This is a genomic window from Pseudomonas sp. AL03, assembly GCF_029960815.1.
In the GTDB taxonomy this organism is placed as follows: Bacteria; Pseudomonadota; Gammaproteobacteria; order Pseudomonadales; family Pseudomonadaceae; genus Aquipseudomonas.
In genome coordinates this window covers 66620-80328 of record NZ_JASBRE010000015.1, presented here as the reverse complement: position 1 = coordinate 80328, position 13709 = coordinate 66620, and the positions used below count along the sequence as shown (strand labels likewise).

7 protein-coding genes are annotated in these 13709 nt (G+C 60.3%); 2 read left to right on the top strand and 5 right to left on the bottom strand.

Annotation, left to right across the window (positions count from 1 at the left end; genetic code table 11):
* Window positions 1-186: 186 nt before the first annotated feature.
* Window positions 187-1179: a diaminopimelate epimerase gene (locus QK293_RS16020; protein ID WP_282378588.1), complete on the bottom strand. Its 993-nt coding sequence runs from the start codon at window positions 1177-1179 to the stop codon at window positions 187-189.
* A gap of 353 nt (window positions 1180-1532) precedes the next feature.
* Between QK293_RS16020 and QK293_RS16015 the strand changes: the two genes are divergently transcribed.
* Together QK293_RS16015 and QK293_RS16010 are read left to right on the top strand one after the other, a co-directional pair.
* Window positions 1533-1766 carry a hypothetical protein gene (locus QK293_RS16015; protein WP_282378586.1) on the top strand — a complete coding sequence of 78 codons (234 nt, stop codon included), beginning with the start codon at window positions 1533-1535 and terminating at the stop codon, window positions 1764-1766.
* Window positions 1763-2914, top strand: a complete 1152-nt coding sequence (locus QK293_RS16010) for an MFS transporter (protein ID WP_282378584.1) — start codon at window positions 1763-1765, stop codon at window positions 2912-2914. Before QK293_RS16015 ends, QK293_RS16010 begins: the two co-directional genes overlap by 4 nt.
* 38 nt (window positions 2915-2952) lie before the next feature.
* Here the strand turns inward: QK293_RS16010 and QK293_RS16005 are convergent, their stop codons facing one another.
* From QK293_RS16005 to QK293_RS15990, 4 genes are all read right to left on the bottom strand, one after another.
* Window positions 2953-5376 carry a TonB-dependent receptor gene (locus QK293_RS16005; protein ID WP_282378582.1) on the bottom strand — a complete coding sequence of 808 codons (2424 nt, stop codon included), beginning with the start codon at window positions 5374-5376 and terminating at the stop codon, window positions 2953-2955.
* Between the two features lie 97 nt (window positions 5377-5473).
* Window positions 5474-6457: a FecR family protein gene (locus QK293_RS16000; RefSeq protein WP_282378580.1), complete on the bottom strand. Its 984-nt coding sequence runs from the start codon at window positions 6455-6457 to the stop codon at window positions 5474-5476.
* Window positions 6458-6497: 40 nt separating this feature from the next.
* The gene (locus tag QK293_RS15995; RefSeq protein ID WP_282378578.1) at window positions 6498-6998 is read right to left on the bottom strand and encodes a sigma-70 family RNA polymerase sigma factor; all 501 of its coding nucleotides are present in this window, start codon (window positions 6996-6998) and stop codon (window positions 6498-6500) included.
* 177 nt (window positions 6999-7175) lie between these two features.
* On the bottom strand, window positions 7176-13688 hold the full coding sequence (locus QK293_RS15990; RefSeq protein ID WP_282378575.1) for a S8 family serine peptidase: 6513 nt from the start codon (window positions 13686-13688) through the stop codon (window positions 7176-7178).
* Window positions 13689-13709: the final 21 nt, after the last annotated feature.

Here is a 13709-nt window from a genome sequence, read left to right as displayed (position 1 = left end):
GCCCGCATCAGACGCCCACTTACTGCACACGCCTGACTCGCTCATTTGCAGGCGATCAGCCTTGCTGTGGCGGTGCATATAATTGAGCCGAGACCAATCGTGCATGACCATTGCGTAATCATCGCAGTTATCGCGACAACCCTCGTGGGCCAGCTAGATACCTATGCCGCGATGGGGGTCTCGAACTCACTCCATCAACCGCGCCGTGCCGAACAACCTGACCCGACTCAACTCGCCGTCTTGTTCTTCCAACAAAATCGGCGCCGTACCGCCGGGCATCACCACCTTCACTTCCCCGGCACTGACCCAACCCACCCGCCATGCGGCGCAAGCCACCGCACTGGCGCTGGTGCCCGACGACGCCGTCGGACCTTCTGCGCGTTCAAATACCCGCGCGACGACTCGCCCTTCAGACTCAAGCATCGCCCATTGCAGATTGACGCCAGCAGGACACGGTTCCCCTGCCCCGGTCGGCATGGCGTAAGCGATACGCGTCAGCCCTTTGGACAACCCCGGCTCGCGCATCTGCTCATTGCTCGGCAATGCAGCGACGTTATCTAAAAGTGTCACGCAATGTGGATTGCCGATGCGCACGAACTGGCTTCGAGACCCTGCGGGATCAAGTGATGACAACGCCAGCACATGGCTGACCTCGCGACCGTTCAGCACCTCCTTCGCAACCCCTCGGGCACCCACCGCCGCCGGCCCGAACGACGGTTGCCCGAGATCCAGCCAGAACCCCTGCACGTCATCGACCTGCGCCGGCTTAACCGATGTTTCCACCGGCGAAACAGCATCCGTCTTGTCGTGATGAACCCTGAGCAAACAAGCGTCCTCGCTCGGCAGCAGTCCTTGCTCGCTCAGGGCCTGAGAGAAAACTGTCAGCCCATTGCCGCTGCGCTCAGCCAGGGTACCGTCAGTGTTGACGATCAGCAGATCGAAGGGTGGCGCCGCTTGAAACGGACCGACCAGCAAGCCATCGCAGCGATGGTCCTTGCTGCCGGACGGTTGTGTACCAGGCGCCCAGCCGCAGAACGCCTCGATGGCCGGCAGCGCCCATGCCTCGCGGGTTTGCGCTGCCGGATCGGCCCGCTCAGGTAAATCGATACCCGCACCGCGCGCGGCCTCGGGCGCTACAACCGCGTAGATATTGCCTCGAGCATCGTAAAACGGCGTCATGGATCGGTCCTGAAATCAGCCAGAAAAGAACCTGTACTTTAGGGGCTCCCGGAAGAAGACCGCAACGATCCGGTTATTTAACCCCCCGCTTCTTATCGCAAAACAATTACTGCAACCTGCCAGTTGTGACAGCAGACAGCCCATCCAACTGCTGCAAGGCTTTCACTGGTACTCCAGTCGCAACACCCCGAAGAAATGGTATGCGGTACTGGAGGGTACGGCCGGTCAGATCGGACGGGACGGGTTCACCACCATCTGGATGCTGCCGAATTCATCAATCTGCGCGACCATTACGGTGCCCAGGGTCTGCGCTTCGATTTTGTCAGAGGCTATGCACCGGAGAACGTTAATCGTTGGATGAACACTTGTTTGGTAATCAGCAGTTTTGTGTCGGCGAAATGTGGAAAGGTCCCAAGGAATATGCCGAGGGTGATCGGGGCTATAACGCCAGCTGGCAGGACGCACTCAAGGATTGGTCCGATCGTTCACGCTGCACCGTGTTCGACTGGGTCGCGACACGCTGTCTGATATGCAAGGATGCTCCTCTGCCATTGTCAGCAACCCGCAACGCCAAGGATTTTTCATGACTGCCCTCAACACACCTGCGCCCGTCATCCCCGGACGCCTGGAGCAAATGTCCACGCGCATCGCCTTTTTCATTGCCGGTTTAGGCATCGCTGCGTGGGCGCCACTGGTGCCCTACGCCAAGGCTCGGGCCGAGCTGGATGAAGGGACGCTCGGTTTGCTGCTGTTGTGCCTGGGGGTGGGGTCGATTCTGGCGATGCCGATGGCGGGGATGCTGGCCACGCGTTTCGGCTGTCGCCGGGTGGTGAGCGCCGGGGTGTTGCTGATCTGTGCGGCCCTGCCGCTGTTGGCGACGGTGTCGACGATTCCGGCGTTGATTGTCGCGTTGTTCATGTTCGGCGCGGGCCTTGGCACCGTGGATTCGACGGTGAACCTGCAAGCGGTGATCGTAGAACGGGCCAGCGGCAAGACCATGATGTCAGGCTTTCATGGGCTGTTCAGCCTCGGCGGGATTGTCGGTGCGGCGGGTGTCAGCGCCCTGCTCGGCTTCGGGGTTTCACCGCTGGGGGCGACGCTGGTGGTGATCGTGATGCTGTTGATCGCCCTGTTCAAGGCCGCGCCACACCTATTGCCTTACGGCAGCGAAAGTTCGGGGCCGGCGTTTGCCGTTCCCCATGGCATCGTGCTGTTCATCGGCGGGATGTGTTTCATCGTGTTCCTCGCCGAAGGCGCGGCGCTCGACTGGAGCGCGGTGTTTCTGGCGCAGGAACGGGGAATCGACACAGCGTATGCGGGGCTGGGTTATGCAGCGTTTGCGTTGACCATGACCGTCGGACGCTTGACCGGTGATGTGATCGTGCGTCGCCTCGGCGCTACGCGGGTGATTGTGTTCGGTGGGTTGACGGCCGCGACGGGCCTGTTTGTGGCGACCTTCGCACCGAGTTGGGAAGCGGCGCTGGTGGGTTATGCATTGTTGGGGGTTGGCTGCTCGAACATTGTGCCGGTGCTGTACACCGCGGTGGGCAAACAGACGGTGATGCCCGAAAGCATCGCCGTGCCGGCCATTACGACGCTGGGGTATGCGGGAATTCTTGCGGGGCCTGCGTTGATCGGGTTTATCGCCCATGGCAGCAGTTTGAGTTTTGCCTTTGGGTTGATGGCGGTGTTGCTGGTGGCGGTGGCCATTGGCGGGAAGGTGTTGAAAGTCTGAATTGTGGCGAGGGGGCAAGCCCCCTCGCCACAGATCTATCAAAACCCGACGCTGGCCTGCACAAAGAACGTGCGCGGTGCGCCGACGTACATCCCCGAGTTGTTGTCGCTCGAGCGGGTGAAGTACTGCTTGTCGAAAACGTTCTTCACCCCCGCGCCGACTTTCAGGTTCGACAGCTGTTCGCCGAAGTCATAGCCGCCGCGCACGTTCCAGGTGACGTAGCCCGGGATGTCGCCGTACTGGCCGTCCGCGGTGCCTTCGGTGATGTAGTTGCCGCTGAAACTGCCATCAGCGTTCACTGCCACGCCCGGTGAGCGCTGCTTGGACTGGGCAAAGGCATCGAGGTTGTAGGTCCAGCGGTTGATGTCGTAACGCAGGCCGGCAGTCGCCACTTGACGCGAATAGAACGGCAGGTCACGGCCCTTGAAGCCAGGGATCTCGCCTTCATAAACGGCGCGGGTGTAGGTGAAGCCGGCATTGGCGGTCAGGCCGTCGAGCCGTGGGTCCAGTGCCGCCATGTCGTAGTGCACCGAGGCTTCAAGGCCCTGGTGCGTGGTCGCGCCGAGGTTGGTCCAGCCCGCATCGTTGCTGATGTACTGCAACTCTTTATCAAAGTCGATGTAGAACAGCGTCACTTCCCCGCCCCACACATCATTGTTGTAGCGCGTGCCGACCTCGTAGGTCTTGGCCTTTTCCGGCTCCAGGCCATTGGCCGGTTCGTCACCCGTGCCACCCTGGCCGAGCTGGAAATACTGCAGGCTGCCAAACGAGGTTTCGTAGTTGGCGAACAGCTTCCATTCTTCCGACACGTGATACATCACGCTCAAGGCCGGCAGCGGCTCGTTGCTTTCGATGCTGCGGTTCTTTTCCGGCACGGGTCTGCCGGCGGTGTCGAGCACCGGGCGATCGTGCCAGTCGGTGCTGATGTGTTCAAAGCGGATGCCGGGGGTGATGGTCCAGTTACCGACGTCGATTTTGTTATCGACATACACCGAGTTGGCTTCAGTGCCGCCGGTGCGGTCCTGATAGACATGGCCGTCCGAGCTCCTGGTCACGACCGGCTCGTTGTTGACCAGCGCCAGGCGGCTCGCCTCTTCGTGCATGCCTTCCTTGAGGTAGCGATAACCGACACTGACTTCCTGGGTGGTCGGGCCGACATCAAATACACGGGACACCCGCGGTTCAATCCCGAAGGTGTAGTAAGTACGCGGGAACGAGCCGAGGGTTTTCTGATCGCGAGCAGCGATGTTGCTGCCACGGAAGCTGTCGGAATAGTAAGTCAGCACTTCGGCCTGAGTGCGGTCGTCGATCTGCCGTGCCCACTTGAACGAGACGTCCTTGCGGCGTCCGCTGAAGTTGTCGTTGTTGCGATCGGACTGAAACGGATCGGCGTCGAACTGCGCCTGGGTCAGGCCGCCGGGCATGTCGGCGCTGGCGTCGTAGTAGTGAAAATTGAGGCTGAAATCGTCCACATCGGTGGGTGCCCAGTGGGTCTTGAGGATCACGTCTTCGATGTCGTTGCCGTTGTTGCGCTCACGGTAACCGTTGCCGTTCACGCCCGAGTACAACAGCGCCATACCGATGCCGTTGTCTGTGGTGCCGCCAAGAAACGCCGTATCGATGTGCTTCCAGCCACCGTGCTGGGAGGTTTCCAGGGTGGAGCCGATTTCACCGGTGGCTTTTTCCGGAATCGCGCGAGTGACGAAGTTGATCACGCCACCGACGTTCTGCGGCCCGTAACGCACGGAACCGGCGCCGCGAACCACGTCGATGCTGTCGAGATTGCCGGAGGAAATCGGTGCCATGGACAACTGCGGCTGGCCGTACGGGGCGAAGGCTGCCGGCACGCCGTCGATCAGCACGGTGGAGCGTGGCGACAGCCGCGAAGTCAGGCCACGCACGCCGACGTTCAAGGAAATGTCGCTGCCGCCGGTACCGTTGGCCTCTTGCACTTGCACACCGGGCACGCGTTTCAACACATCGCCGACGTTCATCGCGCCCTGCTCGACCATCGCCTCGCGGCGAATCACCGTACGCGCGCCGGGGTGGTTCTGCACCACGGCGGCATCGGCGTCACCCAGCCAGTCGCCGACCACTTTGATGTCGGTCACGCCCAGTTCCAGCGGGCCGTTCGCAGCAGAAGGCGGTGCTGGCATCAACGTGACCGAACCTTCATCGATCTGGTATTGCAGACCGCTGCCTTGCAGCAGCTGGCGCAACGCGTCTTCTGGCGAGAGGTTACCGTCCACCGCAGGGGCCCGTTTGCCGGCGACCAGCTCAGGGCTGAAGAACACCTGCAGCGAGGTTTGCTGGCCCAGTTGACTCAGGGCCTGACCCAGGGGTTGCGCCGGGATGTGAATCGCGTCGGCGGCAAAGACCTGGGGCAGCGCCGTGCAGACGGCCAGGGCGAGAGCGAGGTGCAACCAAGAAGATCTGTTGTTTTTAGCGGTGGATTTTTTCACGTCGAACGTAGTCCTGTGGATCGCAAGAGTGTGCGCTTGTTAATGCAAACCAGTTGCAGCTGGACAAGAAGACGATGAACTCGAAAAAAACCTGAATCTATTTTGAAATTATTTCCTGACTGCCGTCATCGAGGGTGCGCACGGCTACCGGCAGAATGCTCGGCAAGGCCTTGAGCAACGCGTCGGTGTTGTCGGATTTGAACACGCTGGTCAGGCGCAGATTGCCCACGTTGTCGTTGCCGACGGTGAGCGGTTTCTCCCGATAGCGCGAGACTTCCTCGGCGACGTCGCTAAGTCTGGCGTTGTTGAACACCAGTTTGCCGCTGCGCCAGGCGGTCAGCTCGGCAGGATTGACCGCGTAGGCGGCCGCGACGTTGCCTTGTGCATCGATGTGCGTGCCGAGGCCGGCAGTCAGGCTGATGAAATCGCTGTCCAGCGCTGTACGGCCCTGAACCTTGACGGTGCCCTGCTCCACCGCGACCCGGGTTTGGGCGGTGTCACGGCGCACATCAAAACGGGTGCCGGTGACCGTGACCTTGCCGCTGCCCGCCTCGACCACGAAGGGCCGCCGGGTGTCGTGCTCGACGCTGAACATCGCTTCGCCCTGGATCAGCTCGATGCTGCGACGGTCGTTTTCATAGCGCACCTGAACGCGGCTGCGGCTGTTCAGGTCGATCACCGAACCGTCCGGCAACGCCACATGACGTCGCTCACCCAGCGCAGTGGAAAATTCGGCGGTGTAGATCGTCGGAGGATTCAAGCCGCTGAACAGCCCCAAACCGAGCGCGACGGCCAACACACCGGCGGCCACCGCATAACGCATCAGCGGGCGGCGCTTGCTGCGCGCCGGCACGGTTTCACACAAGGCTTGCAGACGCGCCGCCGGCAGCAAATCAGCCGCCGTCCACACGCCCTGCAATAACTGGAATTCGTCGCGATGCTGAGGGTGTTCGTCCAGCCAGGCTTCGAAATGCCGAGACTCTTCGACATTCATCGCAGGTTCCTGCAAACGCACAAACCAGCACGCCGCAGCGTCGCGAACCGTTGTTTGCCCGCACGCACAATCACGAGTATCCATCATGGAAGTTCCTGTTTGGCTGGGGAGGAGAAGGCACGGCCGATCATGGCTGCAGTCCGTCCAGGCGGTCACGCAGATGCCGCAGCGTGCGGATCATGTACTTTTCCACCATGTTCTTGGACAGCCCCAGGCGGTCGGCGATTTCGGCCTGAGTCAGGCCTTCGATCTTCTGCCAGACAAACACTTTGCGGCAATTGATCGGCAGCTCGGTGAGCGCCCGTTCGATGGAGTCCGCCAACTGGATCGCATGCATGAAATGCTCCGGGTCGCCGGACGACGACACACTGTGATCGATCGCCTCCGACGCCATCGCGCCCCGCCGATCCTCACGCCGATAACCATCCACCGCGATGTTGCGTGCGGTCTGGTGCAAATACGCCCGAGGTTGTTCCACCGTCGCCGAATCGGACTCAAGCACCCTCACAAAGGTGTCGTGGGCCAGGTCCTCGGCCTGCTGACGATTTCTCAGGCGACGGGTCCAGGTCCCGACCAACTCTTCGTAGTGCTCGAAAAAGCCGTGTCTGGGGGGCAGCTTGGGGGTCATTGCGGTGTGCTGTGGGGATAAGGCGTGAATAGTAATGCTTCCTATTAACTGGAAGCAATGAATTCCAATGCCTGGGGTACCGGCGGCGAATCATGAGGCCATGACCGGTCTCGAACGAGACGGTCGAAGGCCCGCGATAACCATCGCGGGCCGTGTTACCGAGTCAACGTGTGGTGGTTACATCCAGTTGGCCGCCAGCACAGGCTGCAATACCTGTTGCTCGGCAGCACCGAAGGTCATGGTCGCCGGTGCCGCCGGCGCGAACGCCGCCATGGCCTGGACCAGGTGTTCGACATCATTGCCCATCAACCGATGGCGGTCTCCGGTCATGATGTCGCGTGGACGCTCAGGGGTACTGGCATACCAGTTATGCAGCGTGACCTCCTGCTTGCTGCCAATGACCGAGATCTGCAGGTCCTGCCCTTCGTGCTGGAACCACAGACGATCGGGACTGATGTCTTTGCCGAACACCAACTCTCCCATCCCGCCGCTGAACTCAATGTCGTTGACTCCGTGCCCGACTTCCACTGTCGGCATGTTGCCGCTGACCAGCACCTTGTTATTGCCATCCCCCAGTTTCACCGTGGTGAAAGAGCCGGAGTCGGTAATGGTGTTATTGCCATGGCCGACGGTGAGTTTGTTGACGTCACCTGTCACAACGTTATTGCCGTTGCCCAGGGTGATATCTCCCCGGCGGCCCGTCACGTTCACCTTGTTGTCACCGTTGCCGGCAACCACTTTGGCATTCGAGGCCTCGACGTTGATGGTCTTGCTCTCGTCACCCAGCGTGACATCGGCGAAGAAGCCTTTGACCGTCATGACGTTGGGGTCGGTGGCGGGCGGCAGAGGGTCCGCTGTCGAAGGTGTTGAACCGCCACGGATTCTGTCTCGAATTGATGCAAACGTGGTGTCTGCCGTTGATGCGGCCCCGCCGAACGTGTCATCAAACTTCAGCCGAGGATCTTGCGCACCGATGACGTCAGGAACGGTTACCGGTCGACGAGTCGGGAGATCAAGGTCTCGATGAGCGATATCGACCGTCGGGATATCCGGGATGACAATCGGCCGTGGGCTCGGAATATCAATCGGCGTGCGCCCAGCCACATCACGTCCGACCGGGCCGATGTCTGGCACTTTCGACGGTTCCAGCGAACCGACACCGCGCTCGGCGAGAATCTGCTCGATGGTTTTGCGTTCAGGGACCGTCGTCGCACCGCGATTCGCATCACGCTCGGCAAGGATCTGCTCAACAGTTTTACGCTCCGGCACTTTCGGGTTCAGGTCGACACCGCGTTCTGCCAGGATCTGCTCGATCGTCTTGGTCTCCGGCAACTTGAAGACCGGAATCGTGACTGACGGTCGCAGGACCGGGTCGGGAACGACAATGGTCGGATGCAGATCAATCGGCGGCAGCGGTCCGACCACCACAGGTTTGTCGATGCCAGGGCGATCGATAATCGGCGTCAATGTACCCGGCACGGTGATCGTTGGCGGCACGACCACTGGCGGCACCGGTCCGACCGGCGTCACCACAGCCGGCGCATGATCGGCAAAAAGGAAGTCCGAAGCGCTGACCTGTGCCACATCCAGCGCATCCAGATACAACAGCTTGGTGTTCGAATCGCTGCGCGTCACGTACACACCATGAATCTGCGTCAGGCCATTGAAGGTGGCGCGGTTCTGGTGTTCGACGGTCAACTGGCTGAAATCGGTGACGCCGGTCTGGCGCAGGTCGATCTTGTCGACGCCATGCCGGAACCCGCGCAAGGCGTTGCTGTAATCCTTGGCGCCGGGTTGAGCCGACACCACAAACACATCCGACGTTGCGCTGTCATGGCTGTAGATCGTGCCGTTCAGCGAGGCCACGGTTTTGCCCTGAGCGTCGCTGCTGTACATCACGCCTTTACCGCCACCGTTGAGCACCACGGTGCCCAGGCCTTCTTGCGGCTTGACCGCCGAAGCATCGCTGTTGACGTAAGCCGTCGGCGCCACAAAGCTGTCCTGGAACTTGAAGTTCGCTGCGGTGATGCCAGCGAGTGCCAGATTTTTCAGGACGATGCTCTGGCCCTTGCCCAGATCAACCTTGACGTCCGCCCCCTGCTGCGTCAGCTGCAGATCGGCGAATTTCTTTCCGGCAAACCCCACCAGATCGACGATTTCGCCACGGGCAGCTTCGAAGTTGCTGATGGTATCGCTGCCCGCGTCACGGCGATGGACCACAAAAAAGTCCTTGCCCGCACCGCCCGTCAACGTGTTGTTGCCACGCCCGCCGTCGAGCAAGGCATCGGCCTTGCCGGCCACCAGCGTGTCGTTGCCATCGCCGGTGACAATGTTCTGAATGCCCGACGGATTTTTCACCGTCAACGCCGCGCCGCCGATGCTGGCGACACCGGTCAGCAGGTTGACCGAGGTGTCCCCCGAAACAGCCGCCGCATTAAGGGTATTACGCCCGCCCGCCACGCCATTGACCGCGTCATCCAGCACCGCACGGTTGGCCTGCCCGACCACCGATTTGAGGTATTCGTCGGTGTAGAAATAGGTGTCGTCCGAGGTGGTCTTGCTGCCGTACAAACGCAGCGACCAAGTGTTGAGTGTGACCGGCAGACCGGAAGCCGAATCGGTCACCTGCAACGTCCAGTTACCCGCCGAGCGCTCACCGAAGTCATGGGTCGACATGAAGGTGTACTTGAACGACCCGGACTGCGTGCTGCCGACGTCGGTTGCACTCGCGCCCGGCATGCCATCCGGGACTTTGCCCTGACGGTTGAGCAGGATGCTCTGCGTGCCATCGGGAGAAATCAGCTTGAGCGTCAGATCGCCAAGACGGCCAACCTGAGCGTCGAAATCGATCTCGACGTGTTCGACATTCAGACCGGCATTCATCGCGATGGACGACGTCAGCGTCGCACCCGCCGCCAACGGTTTCCCGAGGGCACCGCTGGAAGCTCTATAGACGTATTCGTTGGCGCCGGTGCTTTGGGTCATCCAGGCTTCGGACAACCGAACGGCGGCGCGCGCATCGACTTCACCAAAGCCATAGTCGTTGCTGGTGTGCATACCGCCACCGTTCCAGCCGTGGGCGGCGTTATCGCTCCATTGGGTGGACGGGTCGTTGATCTTGCGCGCCGACAGCGCCAGGATTTGCTGCACATCGCGATAACCCAGGTTCGGGTTGGCTTCCAGCATCAGCGCGACGATACCGGAAACGATCGGCGCGGCAAAACTGGTGCCTTGCATGCTGGTGTAGTCGTTGCCGAAGGTGGAACCGCGTTCGGTTTCCAGCATGTGGCTGGTGGACACGACATTGCTGCCCGGCGCCGAGACCAGAAGGCTCGCGCCCGGGTTGGAGAACGGTGAAGAGCCGATCTGCAAGGTCGACAAATCGCCCTGTGCGTTGATCGCGCCGACTTCCACCGAAAAGCGATTGTTGTTGGTTAGCGACCCCTGGGCATTGCCGCCGGTTGCACGGCTATTGCCGCCCGCTGCGACGATGATCGTACCCAATCCGCCACGGCCGTTACTCGCCGCGTACTGCGCATTCATGCTCAGGGCCGTGGCGGTTGTGAACGTGCCGTCCTGAAAACTGCTGAGGGCGAAGTCATTGGTGAAACCCCAGCTGTTGTTGGCAATGTCAAAACTGACCATATGCCCCAGCCCCGCCAAGTCATCGCCCTTACCGGCCAGGTAGTAACCGCCCAGCGTCGCGCCGTAGGCGACGCCCACGCCGCCGATGCCATTCTTGGCCCCGACCATGACACCCGCCACCATCGTCGCGTGGTTGGACACCAGACCCGGCAAGGTGCGATTGGTCTGCTGCGTTTGCAGCCAGGCCTTGTCGACATTCGGCGCAAGGTCGGGGTGGGCGATATCAAAGATTTCCGGCGCGGTGGCGAACTGGCCACCCGGCTCGAACTGACCGATGCGTACGCCCTTGCCGGTGTAGTCCTTCCAGACCGGCAGCACGTTGGTATCGCTCAAGTACCATTCCTGAGCCGCCAGCGGATCAAGCGGCACTTCCGGCGTCAGCAACGTGACACCGGCCCGCATCGGTGCGGTCTGCCCGCTACTGAGGTCCACCACCGACGCCGAAAGATTGCCGGATGCATCGGCCACACCGTATTTGAAGCTGATCAGACCGGTGTAACGCGCATCCGGGGTAAACAGCACATCGCCCTGGGCGGTGAGACTGACCGAGCCGCCGACCGCGTCACCCACGTTGGCAATATGCAGCGCGCCCTGACTATTGAGGCGCTGATCGTTGGCCAACAGGCTGTCGGCGCTGATCATATGCACCTGCGTGCGATCGAAGGCCTTGCCAGCCTTGTCGAGCGTGAGCACATCCGCCACTGGCATCGCGTTCGGGGTCAGCAGATCTACAGCCGAAATGTCCGAGAAGTTGAGCTTCTGGATGTTGGTCAGCGTGACCGTGCCATCACGCCCGGCGACCTTGTCGGCCACTTCATAACCGGTCGCGGTGCGAGTGATCCGGTAGTCGCCATGGTTGCCGTGCAGCGTCACCAGGTTGATCCCGCCGTCACCGTCGATGGTCGCGTTGCCGTGGCCGACTTCGATGATGTCGTTGCCGGCACCGCCGTAAATTTTATCGGCACCGCCACCCGCATGGATGATGCTGCCGGCTTCGGAGGCGTAAATGGTGTCGCCCTGTGGCCCGGCATAAATCACCGCTTTGCCACTGCCGCCGATGATGGTGTTGTGGCCAGTGCCGCCGACCAATACGTCGTTGCCTGACCCGCCCACCAGGGTCGAATTGCCGGAGCCGCCCTTGATGAAGGCACTGCCGGTGCCGCCGCTCATGATCGTGTCGTTGCCGCCACCCCCTTCGGCGATGGTCAGACCGGCGCGGGCCATGTTCAGCACCACCCCTTTGTCACCGACGATGATCGCCGTGTCATGACCGCCATTGCCGTGGATGTTCACCGGATTGTCCGAGGCACTGATGACAAATACGTCATCGCCCACGCCGCCGTTATAGGTGTTGCTGCCCGCACCGCCCACCAGCCAACCGCCAGCAGGCGCCGCGATCAAGGTGTCGTCGCCGCTGCCGCCATACAAATTGTTCACGCCCAGTTTTGCCGCATCCAGGGTTTCACCCATGGTGCTCTGGCTGGCATACGCGCTAGTGGTTCTGCTGTTGATGCCACTGGTGGTCGAAGTCACTCGCGTACCGGTGCCCTGACTGGTCAGGGTATTGCTGACCGGATCGCCAAGGAAATCCACCGCCAGCGCTTCCTGGCTTTTGCCATTGATGGTGAACGAACCGGTGGCGAGCACCCGGTTGCCGTCACGCATTTCAGCTTGAGTAGACGTCGCCGCGCGCACGTTGATCTGGGTGATGCCCAACTCGGTCAGCGTCTTGAGCTCACCAGCATCGACTTTCGCGTCATGCGTACCGTCAACCCAGACCCGCAACTTGCTCCAGATCGGATCGCGTTGATCGATCACGCCATCCTTGTTCGCGTCTTCACTGGCCAATGCCGCGAAACCGTCCTTGAACCGCGTCTCGCCAGCAGCGCCGTTGACGCCAGCCTTGCCACCGTAATACTCGGAGAACATCTGGCTGACGTCTTTGATCTGGCCACTGCCATCGTCGATCACCAGCATGCCGGTGCTGCGATCCGCCCAGCCGCTGCGCTTGACCGTACCGCTGTGGTCGGTATCAAACAGCACACCGTCGCGGATGTCGGTCATGTGCACGCCATTGCCGGTCAGATCCAGCAACAGCGGGTCAACGTAAGTGTTGAACGTCGACATCGCCGACAAACCGTTCAGGGTCACGGCATTGCGCAGACTGAAATCCGGTTTGGTACTGTTTGGGGCTTGGTAGAAATTCGACAGATAGGTATTGGGCCGAGCGTTGGGATCGAGTTGCATTTCACCCGGACGAATACCGCCCGAGGCCAGGCTGGCCATTTGGGTGGAGGTGAAATCGGTTTTGTTGAGAATCCCGCCGACGGCGAAGATGTTGTGCGTTGCGGCGTTTTGGATGAAGCCGTTGGCGACGTCTTGCTGGGCTTTGCTTTCGCCCTGGATGTGTTGTTGGGGTTGGGGGGATGGGTTGATGTCGATGTTGATCAGGTTGGATGTATGAGTGGCCGTAGAAATGTCACCCACGCCAAGCCACAAGCATTGCTGGCCATCTTTTGCTTCATAGTACTCACCATGCCGTGTTAAATCGTCACGAATGATTTGGGCGCCATAAGTATGCAGTAAATCATTTACATGACTAACGTTATCAGCAGGAAAAAAAGCACCTTCGAATCCCTTACCGTTATAACCGACGGTCTTCAAAGACGCGTATACAAAATCCACACAGCTATTAGTAAGTAGCCTGTAGCGCGTATTATCAAACCCGCCTGATTGGGGGTCTTCCGAGAAATTTTTTAGCTTATTAAATTGATCTTCAGTCAATACAACACTTACTTCATACACTGTCTCCTTGTACCCAGCATCATCATAATTACCCACCTGCCCTAGACCACGCATCTCGCCGTAAACGGATTCGAAGCCGTAACTTTTCCTATTTCCTGCACCATCACTCAAGGAATACCACATATGTCCGCCAGACGAAGCATGCGTATCGCCCGCTTTGTGATCGCCTTTATTTTGTTGGTAAACGTACTCCGCGTCCGTCTTTGCAACCTTATAAATGACACTATACTTCTTTTCCAATGTGACGCTCCTTCACCAACT